The sequence below is a fragment of the Citrobacter amalonaticus Y19 genome (assembly GCF_000981805.1).
In the GTDB taxonomy this organism is placed as follows: domain Bacteria; phylum Pseudomonadota; class Gammaproteobacteria; order Enterobacterales; family Enterobacteriaceae; genus Citrobacter_A; species Citrobacter_A amalonaticus_C.
Genome location: NZ_CP011132.1, coordinates 95,989 through 116,116, shown reverse-complemented (window position 1 = coordinate 116,116; position 20,128 = coordinate 95,989). Strand labels below are relative to the sequence as shown.

Here is a 20,128-nt window from a genome sequence, read left to right as displayed (position 1 = left end):
GGGGACAACGGCGCCCCCACCGTGATTTGCCGGATCCCGGCGTCGGCTTATCAGGCCTGAGCGGTTTGAACCAATTTCATGATGACTGGTTCATTCGCCGGAGGGAAATCCTCCGCCTGCAACGCCCCGGCGGCAATCCATTTTCCAGGCTGCCCCTCTTTTCCCCACGGCTCGCCTTTCCAGCTTTCGACCAGCCAGAACCACAGCGTGATATGCCTGTCCGGAAACTGATATTCCAGTTTCTCGAAAAGCGTGGCGTCTACCGGCGTGATCCCCACCTCTTCCTGTAGCTCGCGACTCAGCGCCTGCTCCGGTGTCTCTCCGGCTTCAATCTTGCCGCCAGGAAATTCCAGTTTGTTCGCCATGTGCGCATCGGCCGCACGCTGGGTGATAAAAATTTCGTTATACGGATTACGGATAATCCCGACGGCGATATTGAGTTTTTTCATATTGTCGTATCCATAAAAAAGGCGCAGTTTCCTGCGCCTCGTCGTGATTATTTAGATCTTAGCTCAGACGGCCGTGGCATTGTTTGTATTTTTTACCGGAACCACACGGACACGGATCGTTACGACCCACTTTACGTTCGCCCGTTTGCGCCGCCAGATCGGCCGCGGCGGCGCTGTCGTCGTCCTGATGGCTCAGTTGCTGCATCTGGGCTAAGCGCTCCGCTTCTTCACGACGCTGTTGCTCCATCGCTTCGACTTCTTCCGGCATGCGTACCTGAACTTTGCTCAGCGTACTGATCACTTCGTATTTCAGTGTTTCCAGCATGGAGGCAAACATCGAGAAGGATTCACGCTTATATTCCTGCTTCGGATCTTTCTGCGCATAGCCGCGCAGGTGGATACCCTGACGCAGGTAATCCATTGCCGCCAGGTGCTCTTTCCACAGGGAATCAAGCGTTTGCAGCATGACGCCTTTTTCGAAGTGACGCATCATCTCTGCGCCAACCACCTCTTCTTTGCGCTGATACACTTCGATGGCCTGCGCCAGAATACGCTCACGCAGCGTCTCTTCATGCAGCTCCGGCTCTTTATCCAGCCATTCAGCGATCGGCATTTCCAGATCGAAGTCATTTTTCAGACGTTCCTGCAGCCCCGGGATATCCCACATTTCTTCCAGAGACTGCGGCGGAATGTAAACATCAAGGGTGGTTTTGAACACGTCTTCACGAATGCTGTTGATGGTTTCGCTAACGTCGCTCACGTCCAGCAGTTCGTTACGCTGGGAATAGATCGCACGACGCTGATCGTTGGCAACATCATCATATTCCAGCAGTTGCTTACGAATATCGAAGTTGCGGCTTTCCACTTTACGCTGCGCGTTGGCAATGGCTTTAGTGACCCACGGGTGCTCAATGGCCTCGCCCGGTTTCATCCCCAGTTTACGCATCATGCCGGACACGCGGTCAGAGGCAAAAATACGCATCAACGCATCTTCCATCGACAGGTAGAAACGTGAAGAACCCGCATCCCCCTGGCGACCAGAACGACCGCGCAGCTGGTTATCGATACGGCGAGATTCATGACGCTCAGTACCGATGATGTGCAGACCACCGGACGCCAGCACGGCTTCATGACGAACCTGCCAGTCAGCTTTAATCTGTGCGATCTGCTCTGGCGTTGGGTCTTCCAGCGCGGCCACTTCTGCCTGCCAGCTACCGCCCAGCACGATATCCGTACCACGACCGGCCATGTTGGTGGCGATGGTCACTGCCGCCGGATAGCCCGCTTGCGCGACGATAGCCGCTTCGTTGGCGTGGAATTTGGCGTTCAGAACGTTGTGTTTGATACCGGCTTTGGTCAGTTCGTTAGAAACCACTTCGGATTTCTCGATGGAGATAGTCCCCACCAGCACCGGCTGACCATTGGCGCTACGCTCTTTGATATCTTCAATAATGGCCTGAATTTTTTCCGCTTCGGTCATGTAGACCAGGTCCGGCATGTCCTTACGGATCATCGGACGGTTGGTCGGCACCACCACGGTATCCAGTTTGTAGATTGAGCTGAACTCGAATGCTTCAGTATCTGCGGTACCGGTCATACCGGCCAGTTTTTCATACAAACGGAAGTAGTTCTGGAAGGTGATCGAGGCCAGCGTCTGGTTCTCGTTCTGGATTTCCACACCTTCTTTCGCTTCAACCGCCTGGTGCAGACCATCAGACCAGCGACGGCCCTGCATGGTACGACCGGTATGTTCGTCAACGATGATGACTTCACCGTCTTTCACGATGTAGTCAACGTCGCGAGTGAACAGCGCGTGCGCGCGCAGCGCAGCCGTCACGTGGTGCATCAGCATGATGTTACCCGGAGAGTACAGAGACTCACCCTCATCCATAATGCCTTCTTTCACCAGCAGTTCTTCAATCAGCACCAGACCGCGTTCGGTCAGGTTGACCTGACGCGCTTTTTCATCCACAGAGAAGTGACCTTCCCCCTGGAAGCTGTCGGAGTCTTCTTTCTCCTGGCGAATCAGATACGGGATGATTTTGTTCACTTTCTTGTACATTTCCGAGCTGTCTTCAGCCGGGCCGGAAATGATCAGCGGCGTACGCGCTTCATCGATCAGGATGGAGTCGACTTCATCCACCAGCGCATAGTGCAGTTTACGCTGTACGCGCTCTTCAGGGCTGAACGCCATGTTGTCACGCAGATAGTCAAAACCATATTCGTTGTTGGTGCCGTAAGTAATGTCTGCGGCGTAAGCTTCGCGCTTGGCTGGCGCAGGCATGCCCGGCAGGTTGATGCCGACGGTCATACCGAGGAATTCGAACAGCGGACGGTTGTTTTCGGCGTCACGCTGCGCCAGATAGTCGTTCACGGTAACCACGTGAACACCTTTGCCGCTTAGCGCGTTCAGGTAAGCGGGCAGCGTTGCGGTCAGGGTTTTACCTTCACCGGTACGCATTTCCGCGATGCAGCGCTCGTTAAGTACCATCCCACCGAGCAACTGAACGTCGAAGTGACGCATACCAAAGACGCGCTTACTGGCTTCACGTACGACGGCAAAGGCTTCCGGGATCAGGCTTTCCACGGTTTCGCCTTTTTCCAGACGCGCGCGGAATTCACTGGTTTTTGCTTTCAGTTCGTCATCGGAGAGTTTTTCCATCTCCGGTTCCATGGCATTGATCGCTACAACCGCTTTACGCATACGACGCAACGTACGATCGTTACGGCTACCGAATACTTTGGTTAATAATTTGATTAGCATATTAAAATCTCAAACGCCCCGCGATGTGGGGTCATAATAATTAGTTGAAGTTTATTGGTTTTTTTAGCTGAGGCGTTGAGGGCCGGCGCGAATCCCCTGCGCCTGACTGATCCAGGCGGGAACGGTGAATACGGCCTGAGGCGTAAAATGGGCATACGTTATGCGCGGCGCACTTGCCGAAGGCGTACCTTCCTGAGTCAGCATCGCGCTGAGCGTGTTCAGTAAGGCTAAATGGTGTGCCTGAAGCGGTAACGGTTCTTCAGCAACGGGCAGCGCCTGCGGGGCCATTGCGAAGGAAAGATGACGGATGACCGTGCGAATAGCATGCTGATGCCAGTAGTCGACGGTGAAATTGGGTCGGCGATTGCTCGTTTCCAGCAGCGCCAGTTGACTGAAATTGACTTTAACACGCTGCTCGTGGCTGCTTGCTGCCGCCTTTGCAGGCGTCGTCGGCTCAACGGTGTTTCCGAGCGCAGGCATGCCAAAACTCGCCGCGACCATCCCTAATAAGAGATGCGGCCAGAAGTAGCGTCTACCTAACTGTCGCCAGCGCGTCAGTATTCCACTCACGTTATTGCCTTCCCAATCGTGTTATTCAAAACGTTTTTGCGCACAAATCTTATCATTAATGCGCAGGCACTACAGCAGTATTGATGAGAAGTTGCAGGTAAAAGTGCTTAAGAAAGCAGCGTTCGCACAGCATCGCGATTCAGTATGCTAAAGAATGATACGGAATGGCGGCGTTGGCGCCAGACAGGGCAAAAAATGCCAAAAAAAACGACTGGCCCACCTGGCCGGAGAGAGTGCCAGATTAACCAGTCGAATTTATGCGACTACCTGTGTCGTTATGCCAGTACGGTCGAAGGCGCTTTGAAAGCCAGCGGCAGTTCTGCGTCGTCCTGGAAGGTCACAAATTCCCAGGCTTCCTGTTTTGCCAGGACTGCCTGTAACAGTTTGTTATTCAGTGCATGACCGGATTTATACGCGGTAAATGCACCGATAATGTTGTGACCACACATGAACAGGTCGCCAATGGCGTCGAGCATTTTGTGACGAACGAATTCATCTTCAAAACGCAGGCCGTCTTCGTTCAGTACGCGATAATCGTCAACAACGATGGCACAATCGAAGCTGCCGCCCAGGCACAGGCCACGGGACTGCAGATATTCGATATCACGCATGAAACCGAAAGTACGCGCGCGGCTAATCTGGCGCATGAATGCATCAGCTGAGAAATTCATCGCATAGCGCTGCGTGCTGGAGTCGATCGCCGGATGGTTAAAGTCGATGGTGAAATCCAACGTAAAACCATTGTACGGTCTGAACTCGGCCCACTTGTCACCATCTTCGACCCGAACGGTCTCTTTGATGCGAACAAATTTCTTGGCGCTGTTCAGTTCTTCAATACCGGCGTCAAGCAGCAGGTAGACGAACGGAGCAGCACTGCCATCCATGATCGGGATTTCCGGAGCATCGACTTCGATAACAATGTTATCGATACCCAGACCCGCCAGAGCAGCATTAAGGTGCTCTACGGTCGAAATCCGTACATCATGCTCGTTAACCAGACACGTACAGAGCATGGTATCACGCACAGATTTGGCATCGGCCGGGAAATCTACCGGTGGATTCAAGTCGGTGCGACGATAGATGACCCCGGTGTTGGCCGGCGCAGGGCGTAATGTCAGGGTGACTTTCTTGCCGGTATGCAAACCGACGCCAGTCGCCTGAACGATACGTTTAAGTGTCCTTTGTTTGATCATCGTATAATCTCGCCAAATTACCTATCCAACCGAAGTGTACTATACATTCGGTGGGCCAGTTTAGCACAAAGAGCCTCGAATCCCAAATTCCAGCCGATTCTTAATCAGCTTGCTTACGCAGGAACGCAGGGATATCCAGATAATCCGGCTCTTTCGCGGTTTGCGGCGTATTGTCGTTCACCACTTTTGCGACCGGTTTCTGCTCTTGCGTCAACGGCGCCATGCCGTGCTGCTGGTAACGATCCATCACCGGCTGCTGCACCTGTTTGTTGGTGACCAGAGTGATTTCAGGACGTTTGTCCATACCAATACCGGTTGCCACCACGGTGACACGCAGCTCGTCGTTCATATCCGGGTCCAGGGAAGTACCGATAACCACAGTCGCGTTATCCGATGCAAAAGCACGGATGGTGTTACCCACGGTTTCGAACTCATCCAGACGCAGGTCGAAGCCCGCCGTGATGTTGACCAGCACGCCACGCGCGCCAGACAGATCGATATCTTCCAGCAATGGAGAAGAGATCGCCATTTCAGCGGCTTCTTCCGCACGGTCTTCACCGCTCGCCACGCCGGAACCCATCATCGCGTAGCCCATTTCGGACATCACGGTACGCACGTCAGCAAAGTCGACGTTCATCAGACCCGGACGGGTAATCAGTTCAGCGATACCCTGCACTGCGCCTTTCAGCACGTCGTTCGCCGCGCCAAATGCGTCGAGCAGAGAGATACCGCGACCCAGTACTTTCAGCAGTTTGTCGTTCGGGATAGTGATCAGCGAGTCCACATGCTTGGACAGCTCAGTGATCCCCTGCTCCGCGAAAGCCATACGCTTTTTGCCTTCAAAATTGAAAGGCTTGGTCACGACCGCAACGGTCAGGATCCCTAAATCTTTAGCCACTTCAGCAACCACTGGCGCTGCACCGGTACCGGTACCGCCGCCCATGCCTGCTGCGATAAACACCATGTCTGCACCGTCAAGCGCTGCACGCAGAGCTTCACGATCTTCATCCGCTGCATTGCGACCGACTTCCGGGTTCGCACCCGCACCCAGACCTTTGGTAATACCGCTACCGATCTGGATAGTCTGGCCAACCGCCGTCTTTCGCAACGCCTGAGCGTCGGTATTTACCGCGAAGAATTCAACACCCTCAATGCGCTCGCGCACCATGTGTTCAACGGCATTACCGCCGCCGCCACCGACGCCGATGACTTTAATCACCGCGTCGTTGGTCAGTTCCATAGGTTCAAACATAGTTTCTCTCTCCGTTGTGCCTGTCGCCTGAGGCCGTAATTTTCGCCGGCCTCATAAAAAATTAAAACTCTTTTCGCAGCCAGCTGTTAAGACGTTTAATCCAAGAGCCAACTGAAGCCGTAACACGTTTCTCTACTTCAGCTTCGCCACTTAAATGGGACTCTTTCCCGTAGTGAAGCAGCCCCACCGCCGTTGAGTAATACGGCTCCTGAGCGTAATCCGTCAGACCGGTAATATTCAGCGGCGCACCGATACGCACTTGCGTATGGAACACGCGCTGGGCACAGGCAGCAAGACCTTCAATTTGCGCCGCGCCACCGGTCAGTACAATCCCCGCCGCCAGATGATGTTTCACACCCTGCTGGCGAAGCTGTTCCTGTAATTGCAATATCTCTTCGTTGACCAGGTTGAGCAGTTCGGTATAACGCGGCTCAATCACCTCTGCCAGCGTCTGTCGTTGCAGACTGCGCGGCGGACGTCCACCGACGCTTGGCACTTCAACACTTTCGTCTTTGCCGACAATGGATCCCAGCGCGCAGCCGTGGCGAACTTTAATCGCTTCGGCGTCACTCGGCGGCGTGCCGAAGGCATACGCGATGTCGCTGGTGACCACATTCCCGGCATAAGGGATCACTTTGGTGTGGCGCAAAGCCCCGCCAGTATAAACGGCGATATCCATTGTACCACCACCAATATCCACGACGCAGACGCCCAGTTCACGCTCATCTTCCGTCAACACGGAATAACTGGCCGCCAGTCCGGCAAATATCAATTGGTCAACTTTCAGACCACAACGTTCAACGGCTTTGACAATGTTTTTCGCCATATCGTTGTGGCAGGTGATCAAATGCACCTTTGCCTGCATACGTACGCCGGAAAGACCGACAGGATTTTTGATGCCTTCCTGGTAGTCAATCGCATATTCCTGCGGGATCACGTGCAGAACCCGGTGCTCATCGCGAACGCGCACTGATTTCGCGGTATGCACGACGTTTTCCACGTCTTCCTGCGTCACTTCTTCTTCCGAAATCGGCACCATGCCGATTTCATTCTGACAGCTAATATGTTTGCCCGAAAGCGCCAGGTAGACCGAGGAGATTTGGCAATCCGCCATCAGCTCTGCCTGATCAATGGCGCGCTGCACGCATTTCACCACGGATTCGAGGTCATTAACCCCGCCTTTATCCATCCCCCGTGACGGACAACTACCCACGCCAATGATATTGACCATACCGTCGGGCAGAACTTCCCCTACTAAAGCAGCAACCTTCGCAGTGCCAATCTCCAGTCCAACTACCAGTTTTCTGTCCGTCGCCTTGATCATTGTTGTTCTGCCTGTACCTGATTCTGTTGCTGATTAGATTCCTCAGGAGGTAAGGGAACCCACCCTACTGCCGCTCCTGAGTCATAACGCAAATCAACGTAGCTAATCCGTTTGCCATCGGTTTGCGCCTGCTGCTGTAAAACCGGGTAAAGTTCTACAAAGCGAGCCAAACGTTTCATCGTGTCGCCCCTGCCAAGATTGAGCTTAATATCGTTATTGAGCGTCAACTGCCAGGAACGACGGGCGGTCATTGCCGCTTCCTTCAGGGTAAACCGGTCCTTCGCCAGCACCTGCGACATGTCACGATACCCCTGCAACACCTCACTCGCGCTGCCTTCCGGGCCAGATAACATGGGTAAAACCTGCTTACTGGTGCGATCGGCCGGCACGCTGAAGGCATTTCCTTCGGCGTCTACCATATGCTGATCATTCCAACGCGCAATCGGCACATATTCAACCAGATGAATCTTCAATTCATCAGGCCACTGCTTTCTGACGCTGGCCTGCTTAATCCACGGCAAGCGTTCGATCTGACTCTGGATGATATTCACGTCCTGGGTCATAAACGTGCCAGGTGCGCCCAGCGCCAGAATCGACTGGCGAATATCATCATTCTTCGTGTAATGGCGTTCACCGGTTAACACCAGCTTTGACAGCGGCAAACGCTGCGCATCTTCCATCCACCCCAACACAACCCAGCCGCTGACCAGCACGGTACACAGCACCGTCAGCAGGAAGAAAATACCTGCAAGACGCATTCCATTATTGCGACGTGAGGAAGAAACCTCTTCTTCACTGTTTCGCGTGTTCAGCGCTGCCTGCGACATATCAGTCCGCCAACTCCAGAATTCGTACCACCAACTGCGAGAAGCTCATGCCCGCCTGACGCGCCGCCATTGGCACCAGGCTGTGGCTGGTCATCCCCGGAGAGGTATTCGCTTCCAGCAGATAAAACTGGCCATCGCTATCCAGCATCGCGTCAATGCGTCCCCAGCCTTTACAACCCAGGGTTGTCCACGCTTTCAGCACTAATGACTGCAAAATAGCGTCTTGTTCGCTTTCCAGACCTGCCGGACAGAAATACTGTGTCTCATCAGACAGATACTTCGCCTCATAATCATAGAAGGTTCCAGCGGGTTGGATACGAATTGCGGGTAAAATTTCTTCACCCAGTATCGCTACTGTAAATTCCGGTCCGCTGAGCCATTTTTCGATCAGAACGTCTTCATCATGCTGAAAAGCCAGCGTTAGTGCATCCTGTAAAGCGTCATATTCTGACACTTTCGACATTCCCACGCTGGACCCTTCACGGCTGGGCTTCACAATCAGCGGTAAACCCAGCGCAGAAATTTTTGTAACCTGTTCTTCGTTAAGGCCTTTTTCAAACTGAGACCGCGTAAGCGCGACCCACGGCGCAACGGGTAACCCCGCGCCTTGCCACAGTAACTTGCTGCGCAGTTTGTCCATTGAGATTGCTGATGCCATCACACCGCTGCCGGTATAAGGCAAGCCAACCAGTTCCAGTAACCCCTGTAAGGTTCCATCTTCCCCGCCGCGACCATGCAGGGCGATAAAGACTTTCTGAAAGCCCATCGACTTCAGCAGCGTAACGTCAACCTCTTTCGGATCGACCGGATGCGCATCCACGCCACCTTCACGTAATCCGGCCAGCACCGCCGCACCGGAATTCAGCGACACATCACGTTCAGCGGAGGTACCGCCCAGCAGGACCGCGATTTTATCAGCCATGTTGTTCGTCCTCCTGAATTTGCGGCTTCAATTTGATTTCAGCTAAGGAACGCGCGATTTTGCCGATATTTCCCGCGCCCTGCACCAGAATCAAATCGTTGCCGGTTAATACCGGCGCCAGCATTTGTGCAACCTGCGCTGGATCGGAAACCAGAATCGGGTCGATTTTACCGCGACCGCGAATGGTGCGACACAGCGAGCGGCTGTCCGCTCCCGGAATCGGCGCTTCACCCGCCGCGTACACATCCAGCATCAGCAACGTATCAACCTGGGTCAGCACGTTGGCAAAATCGTCATACAGGTCACGCGTACGCGTGAAACGGTGCGGCTGAAACAGCATCACCAGATTTTTGTCCGGCCAGCCCGCACGTGCGGCTTTAATTGTCGCATCCACTTCCGTTGGGTGATGACCGTAATCATCCACCAGCATTGCCGTACCGGCTTTGCCGTTAACCGGCTCAAGCGAGTATTCACCGAGGAAGTCGAAACGACGACCGGTACCCTGGAAGCTTTCCAGCGCGCGCAGGATTGCGTCGTCTGCAATACCTTCTTCCGTCGCCACCGCCACGGCCGCCGCCGCGTTCAGGGCGTTATGACGACCTGGAGCATTCAGCGTTACGTGCAGATCGGGCATCCCCTGGCGCAGCAGGGTGAAGTGCCCCTGCGGACCCACCTGCTGATAATCTTCAACGCGAACATCGGCATCATCGCTAAAGCCGTACGTCGTGGTCTGACGGCCCACGCGCGGCAGTAGCTCGCGGATCACCGGGTCGTCAACACACATCACCGCACGACCATAAAACGGCAGGTTATGCAGGAAATTAATAAACGTCTGCTTTAGATTCTCGAAGTCGCCATGGTAGGTATCCATGTGATCGGCTTCGATGTTGGTGACAATCGCCACCATCGGCTGCAGATGCAGGAACGACGCGTCGCTCTCATCCGCTTCCGCAATTAAGTAACGGCTATGGCCCAGACGCGCATGCACACCTGCCGCTTTCACCAGACCGCCGTTAACGAAGGTCGGATCCAGTCCCGCTTCCGCGTAAATACTGGAGACCATCGCCGTGGTGGTCGTTTTGCCGTGCGTCCCGGCAATCGCGATGCCGTGACGAAAACGCATCAGCTCCGCCAGCATCTCCGCACGACGGATCACCGGAATACGCGCGTCGTGCGCCGCTATAATTTCCGGGTTATCGGCAGAGATAGCGCTGGAGACCACAACCACGCTCGCATCACGCACGTTTTCCGGGCGATGGTTGAAATAAACCGTCGCGCCCAGGTTCATCAACTGCTGCGTCACCGGGTTTGGCGCTAAATCGGAACCACTGATCTGATACCCTTCATTGGCCAGAACTTCGGCAATACCGCCCATACCGGCACCACCGATGCCGACAAAGTGAATGTGCCGAACGCGACGCATTTCGGGCACGATGGAACGCAGTTTTGCCAATTGTTGTGTATTCATTCTTTACGCCATTAACTTCACTAAATTCTGCGATGCAAAAGGCACCGCTACAATTACGCCCGGGCAGCCCGGCTCACTTCAGTTGCAACACGCTCGGTGGCATCCGGAATGGATGCAGCGCGGGCACGTTCTGCCATGGTTAACAAGCTTTCTCGCGACCACCCGGACAGGGTGTTGGCGACGGCATCCACCGTAAACTGCGGCTGCTCGAGAATTTTGGCTGCGCCCGCTTTTTCCAGCGGCAGCGCATTCCAGTACTGCTGTCGGTCTTTATGTTGAAATGGCACAAACAGCGCTGGTAAACCGGCGGCGGCAATTTCACTCACCGTTAATGCGCCAGAACGACAAACCACCACATCGGCCCACGCATAGGCGGCCGCCATGTCATCAATAAATTCCGTCACCTTATGCTGCGGTTGTCCCGCGTCGGCATAGGCCTGTTCTACGGTCTGCTGCGAGCCTTTCCCGCTCTGATGCCAGATAGTCACCGCATCGCCCAGTCTGGCGGCAACCTGCGGCAGGGTCTGATTCAGCACGCGAGCGCCCTGCGATCCCCCAACCACCAGCACGCGAATCGGACCTTCACGTCCGGCCAGACGCGCCTGCGGTAGCGGCAGCGCCAGCACGTCGGTGCGTACAGGGTTACCGACCACTTCCGCATTCGGAAACGCGCCAGGAAACGCCTGCATGACCTTAGCGGCAATTTTCGCCAGCCATTTGTTGGTTAACCCGGCGATACCGTTTTGCTCGTGCAGCACGACCGGAATCCCCAGAGACCACGCGGCCAGACCGCCGGGACCGGAAACATAACCGCCCATCCCCAGCACAACGTCGGGTTTAAAACTTTTCATGATTGCGCGCGCCTGACGCCATGCGTTGAAAATACGCAAAGGGGCGGCCAACAGCGCTTTCACGCCTTTTCCGCGCAGTCCTGAGATACGGATGAAGTCAATGTCGATGCCATGCTTAGGGACTAAATCCGCTTCCATACGGTCTGCGGTGCCCAGCCAGCGAACTTCCCAGCCCTGAGCCATTAAATGGTGCGCGACCGCCAGTCCTGGGAACACGTGTCCGCCAGTACCGCCCGCCATCACCATTAACCGCTTCGCTTGACCACTCATCGTGAACCTCGTGTAAACGCCTGCGCTTTTTCCAGACGCGTTTCATAATCAATTCGCAACAAAAACATGATGGCCGTCGACATAATCAGCAAACTCGAGCCACCGTAACTGATGAGCGGCAGCGTCAGACCTTTGGTTGGCAGCATGCCTGCCGCCGCGCCGACGTTCACCAGTGCCTGAAAACTAAACCAAATACCGATGGAACAGGCCAAAAATCCGGAAAAACGGTGGTCGATCTCCAGCGCTTTGCGGCCAATCGACATCGCACGAAAAGCGACGAAGAATACCATTAAAAGCGCCAATACCACACCGATATAACCCAGTTCTTCCCCAATGATGGCGAAGATGAAGTCGGTATGTGCTTCCGGCAGATACTCCAGTTTCTGCACCGAGTTGCCCAGCCCTTGCCCCCACATTTCACCGCGACCGAATGCCATCAGCGACTGGGTAAGCTGGTATCCGCTACCAAACGGATCCTCCCACGGGTTCCAGAAGGAGGTCACACGGCGAATACGATAAGGCTCGGCGAGGATCAGCAGCACGACCGCTGAAATTCCCATGCCGATGATGGCAATGAACTGCCACAGCTTCGCCCCGGCCAGAAACAGCATCGCCAGCGTGGTCACGAACAGCACCACCACCGTACCGAGATCGGGCTGCGCCAGTAGCAGGATCGCCAGAACCAAAATCACGCCCATCGGCTTGAGGAAGCCACGCAGGTTATTACGAACTTCGTCAACCTTGCGCACCAGATAGTTCGCGAGATAGCAGAACAGCGACAGCTTAGTAAATTCCGCTGGCTGAATACGCAGAGGACCTAATGCGATCCAACGCGATGCCCCGTTCACCGAACTCCCCACTACCAGGACGATCAGCAGCATGATTATCGAGGCGATCAGCATCGTGGTGCTGTACTTCTGCCAGAACTCCATAGGCAGACGCAGCGTGATCATCGCCAGACAAAATGCCAGAAAAATATAGAGCGCATCACGCTTGGCAAACAGGAACGGATCGCCCGCCAGACGTTGCCCTACCGGCATGGATGCCGACGTCACCATGACAAAACCGATCGCTGCGAGGCCTAACGTCAACCACAGCAGCACGCGATCGTACATGATCAGACTGTCGGAATCTTTGTCCCGCGAGCCCATCACCCAGCCCTTGAGCGCCGCAAAGATCCATCCCAGGATGCCAAATCCCGGCAGGTGCGGCAGTCTCAGGCGAGGGAGAGATAAACGCATCAACCCAACTCCTTCGCCAGACGGGTAAAGACATCGCCCCGTTGCTCAAAATTCTTAAACTGATCGAGGCTGGCGCAGGCCGGAGACAGCAGCACCATATCGCCCGACTGCAGACGCGGCGCCAGCAGACGCATCGCCTCTTCCATTGTTTCGGTTTGCTCCGCAATTTCCGGACGCAGCGCCGCCAGTTGCGCACCATCGCGACCAAAGCAGTACAAGCGCACGCGATCGCCTTCCAGATAGCGACTCAGCGAAGAGAAGTCCGCCGATTTACCATCGCCGCCCAGCAGCAGATGCAGCGTACCGTCAACGTGCAGGCCGTTCAGCGCGGCTTCAGTGCTGCCGACGTTGGTCGCCTTCGAGTCGTTAATCCAGCGCACACCGTTATGCTCCAGCGCTAACTGGAAACGATGCGCCAGACCGGTAAACGTCGTCAGCGCTTTCAGGCTGCTGGCGCGCGGTAAACCTACCGCATCTGCCAGCGCCAGCGCCGCCAGGGCGTTGGTGTAGTTATGCTGACCGGAAAGCTTCATCTCTTTCACATTCAACACTTTCTCACCCTTCACCCGCAGCCAGGTTTCGCCCTGTTGACGGTTAAGGTGATAATCACCCATGTTGACGCCAAAGCTCACACAGCGCTCATCGGCACCACGAATCGGCATCGTCAACGCATCATCGGCATTGACCACGCAGACCTTTGCATTCTCGTAAACGCGCAGTTTTGCAGCACGATACTGTTGTAAACCAAATGGATACCTGTCCATATGGTCTTCGGTGACGTTCAGAATAGTGGCAGCCGCTGCCTGCAGGCTGAACGTGGTTTCCAGTTGGAAGCTGGAGAGTTCAAGGACATACAGTTCACGTTCTGCATCCAGCAGCATCAGCGCGGGCAAACCAATGTTGCCGCCAACGCCGACGTTCACACCGGCCGCTTTCGCCATTTCACCCACCAGCGTCGTGACGGTGCTTTTCCCGTTCGAGCCGGTAATCGCGACAATCGGCGCCTGCGCTTCACGGCAGAACAGTTCGATATCACCCACGATCTCAACGCCCGCATCAGCCGCAGCGCTCAGTGACGGATGCGCGAGGGCGATACCAGGGCTTGCCACAATTAGATCCGCTGCCAGCAACCAGTCATCGTTCAGACTGCCGACATGGCGCTCTACCGCTTCCGGTAACTTATCCAGTCCCGGCGGTGTCGCACGGGTATCCATCACACGAGGGGTTACGCCGCGGGCGAGGAAAAAGTCCACGCAAGAGAGTCCGGTTAACCCCAGACCGATAATGACGACGTTTTTACCCTGGTAATCAGCCATGATTAACGTACCTTCAGCGTTGCCAGGCCAATCAGGACCAGCATCAGCGAAATAATCCAGAAGCGCACGATCACGCGCGGTTCCGGCCAGCCTTTCAGTTCATAGTGATGATGAATCGGTGCCATACGGAAGATACGTTGTCCGCGCAGCTTGAAGGAGCCGACCTGTAATATGACCGACAGGGTCTCCACCACAAACACCCCGCCCATAATCACCAGCAGGAACTCCTGGCGCAGCAGCACGGCGATAATACCGAGCGCGCCGCCCAGCGCCAGCGATCCGACGTCACCCATGAAGACCTGCGCCGGATAGGTGTTAAACCACAGAAAGCCTAAGCCCGCGCCAACAATCGCCGTACAGACAATCACCAGTTCGCCAGCATGGCGTAAGTATGGAATATGCAGATAGCTGGCAAAATTCATGTTCCCGGTCGCCCACGCCACCAGCGCAAAGCCACCCGCGACGAAGACAGTTGGCATAATCGCCAGGCCATCCAGACCGTCGGTCAGGTTCACCGCGTTGCCGGTGCCGACAATCACAAAGTACGCCAGCAGAACGTAGAACAGCCCCAGTTGTGGCATGACGTCTTTGAAGAACGGTACGACCAGTTCCGTCGCTGGCGTGTCTTTCCCGGCGAGGTACAGTGCGAAAGCAACACCCAGCGCAATGACCGACATCCAGAAGTATTTCCAGCGCGCGATGAGCCCCTTGGTGTCTTTGCGGACCACTTTGCGGTAGTCATCGACGAAGCCGATAATGCCGTAGCCAATCAGCACCACCAACACGCACCAGACGTATGGGTTTGACGGATAGGCCCACAACAGAACAGAAATGACGATCGCGGTGAGGATCATGATCCCGCCCATCGTCGGCGTACCGCGTTTGCTGAAGTGGGACTCCGGACCGTCGTTACGCACGACCTGACCGAAAGAAAGCTTTTGCAGGCGGGCGATCATGCGCGGTCCCATCCACAATGAGATGAACAGCGCGGTCAGCAGGCTGACAATGGCGCGAAACGTCAGATAGGAAAAGACGTTAAAGCCGGAATAATATTTGACCAAATGTTCGGCCAGCCAAACTAACATGATCCTTTCTCCTGTAATGCGCGTACGACCTCTTCCATGGCGGCACTACGTGAACCCTTCACTAAAATAGTAATGATCTGTTGCTCTGCAATCAGCGCCTGCAGACGTGCGATCAGCGCGGGTTTATCCGCAAAATGTTCGCCGACGCCGCTCGCATCGCTGATAGCCTTGCTCAGTTTCCCGGTACTCAATACACAGTCGATGTCCGCCGCTCTCGCCGCCTCACCAACCTGCACATGACAGGCTTCGCTCTCTGCGCCCAGTTCGGCCATATCACCAACAACCAGCACACGGTAACCCGGCATTTCGGACAGCACTTGTACCGCGGCAGTCATGGACCCGACGTTGGCGTTATACGAGTCATCGAGCAGCAGTTGATTTTCCGCCAACGGGACAGGGAACAGACGTCCTGGTACCGCTTTTACCTTCGCCAGACCGGTTTTAATCGCCTCCAGCGTCGCGCCAACGGCCATCGACAGCGCCGCCGCAGCCAGTGCATTGGCGATGTTGTGACGCCCCGGCAACGGCAGCAGTACATCAATGCTCCCGCCAGGCGTTTGCAGTAAAAATTCAGTGCCGTGTGACGTCACATGCACATTGGTCGCCGTGAAATCGCTGTTGGCGGCATTTGGTGAAAAACGCCAGACTTTACGATCGCCGATGATGCTCTGCCAGTTCAGCCAGTCATTGTTATCGGCATTCATAATGGCAATGCCGTTTTCAGGCAGACCGGTAAAAATTTCACCTTTCGCTTTCGCCACTCCCGCCAGAGAGCCAAAGCCTTCCAGATGCGCCGCCGCCAGGTTGTTAACCAGCGCCGCTTCCGGACGCGTCAGGCCGACGGTCCAGGCAATTTCGCCCTGATGGTTGGCGCCTAATTCAATCACGGCGTAGTCATCATCCTGGGTTAAGCGCAGCAGCGTCATCGGCACACCGATGTCGTTATTCAGGTTGCCGGCGGTATAGAGCGTGTTGCCACACTGGCTAAGGATCGCCGCCGTCATCTCTTTCACCGAGGTTTTACCGGATGAACCGGTTAATGCCACCACGCGCGTCGGAACCTGCGCGCGCACCCAGGCGGCCAGTTCGCCAAAGGCCAGACGGGTGTCTTTCACAATCACCTGCGGTAAATCAATGGCCAGCGGACGGCTGACCAGCAGCGCACCCGCCCCCCCCTCTTTTGCCTGAATGGCAAAATCGTGAGCATCAAAACGTTCGCCTTTGAGCGCCACAAACAGGCAGCCTGGCGTCAGCTTACGCGTATCGGTGGTAACGGCATCAAGGGACAGATCGTTCCCTTTCAGTTCGCCGCCGAGAATACCGGCAAGTTGGCTGAGCGTTACGCGAATCATGCGATAACCCCCAGCAGACGCGCTGCGGTCACACGGTCGGAATAGTCCAGACGCTGAGTACCGACAATCTGGTAATCCTCATGGCCTTTGCCGGCTACCAGCACCACATCGTTATCTTTCGCCTGCATAATGGCGTTGGTCACCGCTTCAGCGCGGCCTTCCATCACTTTTGCCCGACCGGCGTCCAGCATGCCAGCCAGAATGTCGTCGATAATGGCGCGGGGTTCTTCAGTACGTGGGTTGTCGTCCGTCACAACCACGACGTCAGCGAACTCTTCGGCAATCGCCCCCATCAGCGGGCGCTTCCCTTTGTCGCGATCGCCGCCGCAACCAAATACGCACCACAGTTGCCCGGTACAGTGCAGACGCGCCGCCTGCAACGCTTTTTCCAGCGCGTCAGGGGTATGGGCGTAGTCAACAACGACGGTGGTTTTACCCGGTGCGCTAAAGACTTCCATGCGCCCGCAAACCGGTTGCAGACGCCCGGCGGTTTTCAGCAGGTCAGCCAGTGGATAGCCCAACGCCAGCAGCGTGGCCAGCGCCAGCAGCAAATTGCTGACGTTAAACGCGCCCATCAGACGGCTTTCAATCTCACCCTCGCCCCAGCTTGAAGCAAAGCGGATGGTCGCGCCGCTGTCGTGATAATTCACCTCAACCGCCTTCAGCCAGCGGCCGTGGCAGTCAGGGTTGATATGGTCTTCCATTGAGACGGCCACGGCATCCGGCAGATTCGCCAGCCAGCGGCGACCAACTTCATCATCCGCGTTGATAATCGCCTGCCCGCAATGATGCGTGGAAAAAAGCAGCCATTTCGCGGCTTCGTAATGCTCCATGTCGCCGTGATAGTCCAGATGGTCGCGGCTTAAATTGGTAAACACCGAGGCGGCAAATTTCAGCGCCGCAACACGATGCTGGACCAGACCGTGGGAAGAGACTTCCATCGCGCATAAGGTCGCACCCTGATCGGCCAGTCCCGCCAGCACCTGCTGAACGTCAACGGCCGAGCCGGTGGTATTTTCCGTTGGGATCGCTTTACCGAGCAGGCCGTTGCCAACCGTGCCCATCACTGCGCTGGTTTCGCCGAGCAGTTGGCTCCACTGCGCCAGCAACTGAGTCGTGGTAGTTTTACCGTTCGTACCGGTTACGCCGACCAGACGCATATTTTCAGATGGCTCGTGATAAAAGCGGCCTGCCAGTGCAGATAAACGCTCGTTAAGCTGGCTGAGATAGATAACCGGTACGCCGTGCATTTCACGCACTTCACCGTCGGTTGCCTCGTCTTTCGCCTCTGCAATAATGGCAGCCACACCTTGCGCTATCGCCTGCGGGATATATCGACGCCCGTCCGCCTGATGACCAACCACTGCCACAAAGAGATCGCCCGACGCAGCCACACGGCTGTCGAGTGTCATCTCTCGCAGTTCTCGCGCAGGTAAACCTGATACCCACGGAGCAAGAAGGTCGCGCAAATTACGATCTGCCACCTGTTCCCTCGCCTTGATTAATTACGAATTCACTTTTTTCGCCCGTTGCCAGCGCATCCGGTTCGATGTTCATGGTGCGCAGAACGCCACCCATGATGGCACCAAATACCGGCGCGGAAACGGCGCCGCCGTAGTATTTACCCGCCTGCGGATCGTTGATCACAACAACCAGCGCGAAGCGCGGCTGACTCGCAGGCGCAACGCCTGCGGTATAAGCAATGTATTTGTTGATGTAGCGACCATCGGGGCCCACTTTTTTCGCCGTACCGGTTTTAATGGCGATGCGATAGCCTTTAATCGCCGCCTTCACGCCGCCGCCGCCCGGCAGCGCCACGCTTTCCATCATGTGCACAACGGTACGTACGGTCGACTCCGGGAAAATACGCTCACCGGGAACCGGGGGATCAACTTTGGTGATCGACAGCGGACGATAAACGCCATAGCTGCCAATCGTTGCGTAGACTCGCGCTAACTGTAACGGCGTTACCATTAGCCCGTAGCCGAAAGAGAAGGTGGCCCTCTCTATGTCAGACCACCGTTGTTTTTGAGGATATAAGCCACTGCGTTCTCCGACCAACCCCAAATTGGTCGCCTTTCCTAGCCCAAAACGTGAGTAAGTATCTACTAACGCTGAGGACGGCATCGCTAACGCCAGCTTAGAAACACCGACGTTACTCGACTTCTGTAAAACCCCGGTCAGGGTCAATTCGCTGTAGCGCGCCACGTCTTTGATTTCGTGGCCGTTAATTCGGTAGGGAACGGTATTGAGTACGCTGTTTTCCCGCACCACGCCACGCTGGAGCGCGGTCATTACCACCATCGGTTTGACGGTAGAACCCGGCTCAAACACGTCGGTGATGGTACGGTTACGCATGACATCTTTCTGCGTGCCGCTCAGGTTGTTCGGGTTGTAGGACGGGCTGTTCGCCATTGCCAGCACTTCACCGGTACTCACATCCACCAGCACCGCGCTACCCGACTCCGCCTTGTTAAAGGCGACGGCGTTATTCAGTTCGCGATACACCAGCGCCTGTAAGCGTTCATCAATGCTCAACGCCAGGTTATGTGCAGCCTGACTGTCGGTGGAAGAGATATCTTCAATGACACGACCGTAGCGGTCTTTACGCACAACACGTTCACCCGGTTGACCGGTGAGCCATTTGTCAAAACTCTTCTCAACGCCTTCAATCCCCTGGCTATCCACGTTGGTAAAACCAATGAGGTGAGCGGTCACTTCGCCGGAGGGATAGTACCGACGGGACTCTTCGCGCAGATAAATCCCCGGCAGCTTCAGCTTTTTGATGTAATCCGCCATATCCGGGTTTAGCTGGCGCGCCAGATAAATAAAGCGCCCTTTCGGGTTGGCGTTGATACGGGCAGCCAGTTGATCAAGAGGGATATTCAGCGCGGTGGAGAGCGCTCTCCAGCGATCGCCAACGCTAACGCCCCCGGCGGCATGGACTTCTTTCGGATCGGCCCAGATAGCCTTCACTGGTACGCTGACCGCCAGCGGACGACCCGAACGGTCGGTAATCATGCCGCGTGAGGTCGCCACTTCCTGGACTCGCAGCGAGCGCATGTCTCCCTGACGTACCAGCATGTCCGGCGCGATAATCTGCAGCCAGGCGACACGGCCCAGCAGGAAACCCAGCGCCAGTAAAATGCAGCCGCACAGCAACGCAAAACGCCAACTGATGAAGTTGGCCTGTTCTTCCTGACGTTTTGGTTTTAGCGTTTTTGCCGCTGCTTTCATGCGTTGC

The 20,128-nt window shown here is 55.6% G+C and carries 16 protein-coding genes; all 16 read right to left on the bottom strand.

The window, feature by feature from the left end; genetic code table 11:
* Nucleotides 1-50: 50 nt before the first annotated feature.
* A complete protein-coding gene (mutT, locus tag F384_RS00500) occupies nt 51-449 on the bottom strand; it encodes an 8-oxo-dGTP diphosphatase MutT (RefSeq protein ID WP_046475500.1) in 399 nt (132 codons plus the stop codon).
* A 58-nt stretch (nt 450-507) separates the two neighbouring features.
* Nucleotides 508-3,213, bottom strand: a complete 2,706-nt coding sequence (secA, locus tag F384_RS00495; RefSeq protein ID WP_046475497.1) for a preprotein translocase subunit SecA — start codon at nt 3,211-3,213, stop codon at nt 508-510.
* A 63-nt stretch (nt 3,214-3,276) separates the two neighbouring features.
* Nucleotides 3,277-3,783 (bottom strand): secA translation cis-regulator SecM, encoded by a 507-nt coding sequence (gene secM, locus F384_RS00490; RefSeq protein WP_046475494.1) that lies wholly within the window; start codon nt 3,781-3,783, stop codon nt 3,277-3,279.
* A 275-nt stretch (nt 3,784-4,058) separates the two neighbouring features.
* A complete protein-coding gene (gene lpxC / locus F384_RS00485) occupies nt 4,059-4,976 on the bottom strand; it encodes a UDP-3-O-acyl-N-acetylglucosamine deacetylase (RefSeq protein WP_046475491.1) in 918 nt (305 codons plus the stop codon).
* Between the two features lie 100 nt (nt 4,977-5,076).
* Nucleotides 5,077-6,228 carry a cell division protein FtsZ gene (gene ftsZ / locus F384_RS00480; protein ID WP_004857884.1) on the bottom strand — a complete coding sequence of 384 codons (1,152 nt, stop codon included), beginning with the start codon at nt 6,226-6,228 and terminating at the stop codon, nt 5,077-5,079.
* A 61-nt stretch (nt 6,229-6,289) separates the two neighbouring features.
* Nucleotides 6,290-7,552, bottom strand: a complete 1,263-nt coding sequence (gene ftsA / locus F384_RS00475) for a cell division protein FtsA (RefSeq protein ID WP_003018755.1) — start codon at nt 7,550-7,552, stop codon at nt 6,290-6,292.
* The gene (gene ftsQ / locus F384_RS00470) at nt 7,549-8,379 is read right to left on the bottom strand and encodes a cell division protein FtsQ (RefSeq protein WP_046475466.1); all 831 of its coding nucleotides are present in this window, start codon (nt 8,377-8,379) and stop codon (nt 7,549-7,551) included. Before ftsQ ends, ftsA begins: the two co-directional genes overlap by 4 nt.
* 1 nt (nt 8,380) lies before the next feature.
* Nucleotides 8,381-9,301, bottom strand: a complete 921-nt coding sequence (locus tag F384_RS00465) for a D-alanine--D-alanine ligase (RefSeq protein WP_046475463.1) — start codon at nt 9,299-9,301, stop codon at nt 8,381-8,383.
* Nucleotides 9,294-10,769 (bottom strand): UDP-N-acetylmuramate--L-alanine ligase, encoded by a 1,476-nt coding sequence (gene murC, locus F384_RS00460; RefSeq protein ID WP_046475461.1) that lies wholly within the window; start codon nt 10,767-10,769, stop codon nt 9,294-9,296. The genes F384_RS00465 and murC overlap by 8 nt, the downstream gene beginning before the upstream one ends.
* Before the next feature lie 53 nt (nt 10,770-10,822).
* Nucleotides 10,823-11,890, bottom strand: a complete 1,068-nt coding sequence (murG, locus tag F384_RS00455; protein WP_046475459.1) for an undecaprenyldiphospho-muramoylpentapeptide beta-N-acetylglucosaminyltransferase — start codon at nt 11,888-11,890, stop codon at nt 10,823-10,825.
* Nucleotides 11,887-13,131, bottom strand: a complete 1,245-nt coding sequence (ftsW, locus tag F384_RS00450; protein ID WP_046475456.1) for a cell division protein FtsW — start codon at nt 13,129-13,131, stop codon at nt 11,887-11,889. The genes murG and ftsW overlap by 4 nt, the downstream gene beginning before the upstream one ends.
* A complete protein-coding gene (gene murD / locus F384_RS00445) occupies nt 13,131-14,447 on the bottom strand; it encodes a UDP-N-acetylmuramoyl-L-alanine--D-glutamate ligase (protein WP_046475453.1) in 1,317 nt (438 codons plus the stop codon). Before murD ends, ftsW begins: the two co-directional genes overlap by 1 nt.
* 2 nt (nt 14,448-14,449) lie before the next feature.
* Nucleotides 14,450-15,532, bottom strand: coding sequence for a phospho-N-acetylmuramoyl-pentapeptide-transferase (gene mraY, locus F384_RS00440; protein ID WP_042323857.1), 1,083 nt, complete (start codon nt 15,530-15,532; stop codon nt 14,450-14,452).
* A complete protein-coding gene (gene murF / locus F384_RS00435) occupies nt 15,526-16,884 on the bottom strand; it encodes a UDP-N-acetylmuramoyl-tripeptide--D-alanyl-D-alanine ligase (protein ID WP_046475450.1) in 1,359 nt (452 codons plus the stop codon). Before murF ends, mraY begins: the two co-directional genes overlap by 7 nt.
* Nucleotides 16,881-18,368 carry a UDP-N-acetylmuramoyl-L-alanyl-D-glutamate--2,6-diaminopimelate ligase gene (gene murE, locus F384_RS00430; protein WP_046475447.1) on the bottom strand — a complete coding sequence of 496 codons (1,488 nt, stop codon included), beginning with the start codon at nt 18,366-18,368 and terminating at the stop codon, nt 16,881-16,883. The genes murF and murE overlap by 4 nt, the downstream gene beginning before the upstream one ends.
* Nucleotides 18,355-20,121, bottom strand: a complete 1,767-nt coding sequence (gene ftsI, locus F384_RS00425; protein WP_046475445.1) for a peptidoglycan glycosyltransferase FtsI — start codon at nt 20,119-20,121, stop codon at nt 18,355-18,357. Before ftsI ends, murE begins: the two co-directional genes overlap by 14 nt.
* Nucleotides 20,122-20,128 lie beyond the last annotated feature (7 nt).

Bases quoted from the DNA above. Each gene is read 5' to 3' on its own strand.
- mutT (WP_046475500.1), bottom strand. From the start codon at position 449: ATGAAAAAACTCAATATCGCCGTCGGGATTATCCGTAATCCGTATAAC.
- secA (WP_046475497.1), bottom strand. From the start codon at position 3,213: ATGCTAATCAAATTATTAACCAAAGTATTCGGTAGCCGTAACGATCGT.
- lpxC (WP_046475491.1), bottom strand. From the start codon at position 4,976: ATGATCAAACAAAGGACACTTAAACGTATCGTTCAGGCGACTGGCGTC.
- ftsZ (WP_004857884.1), bottom strand. From the start codon at position 6,228: ATGTTTGAACCTATGGAACTGACCAACGACGCGGTGATTAAAGTCATC.
- ftsA (WP_003018755.1), bottom strand. From the start codon at position 7,552: ATGATCAAGGCGACGGACAGAAAACTGGTAGTTGGACTGGAGATTGGC.
- ftsQ (WP_046475466.1), bottom strand. From the start codon at position 8,379: ATGTCGCAGGCAGCGCTGAACACGCGAAACAGTGAAGAAGAGGTTTCT.
- F384_RS00465 (WP_046475463.1), bottom strand. From the start codon at position 9,301: ATGGCTGATAAAATCGCGGTCCTGCTGGGCGGTACCTCCGCTGAACGT.
- murC (WP_046475461.1), bottom strand. From the start codon at position 10,769: ATGAATACACAACAATTGGCAAAACTGCGTTCCATCGTGCCCGAAATG.
- murG (WP_046475459.1), bottom strand. From the start codon at position 11,890: ATGAGTGGTCAAGCGAAGCGGTTAATGGTGATGGCGGGCGGTACTGGC.
- ftsW (WP_046475456.1), bottom strand. From the start codon at position 13,131: ATGCGTTTATCTCTCCCTCGCCTGAGACTGCCGCACCTGCCGGGATTT.
- murD (WP_046475453.1), bottom strand. From the start codon at position 14,447: ATGGCTGATTACCAGGGTAAAAACGTCGTCATTATCGGTCTGGGGTTA.
- mraY (WP_042323857.1), bottom strand. From the start codon at position 15,532: ATGTTAGTTTGGCTGGCCGAACATTTGGTCAAATATTATTCCGGCTTT.
- murF (WP_046475450.1), bottom strand. From the start codon at position 16,884: ATGATTCGCGTAACGCTCAGCCAACTTGCCGGTATTCTCGGCGGCGAA.
- ftsI (WP_046475445.1), bottom strand. From the start codon at position 20,121: ATGAAAGCAGCGGCAAAAACGCTAAAACCAAAACGTCAGGAAGAACAG.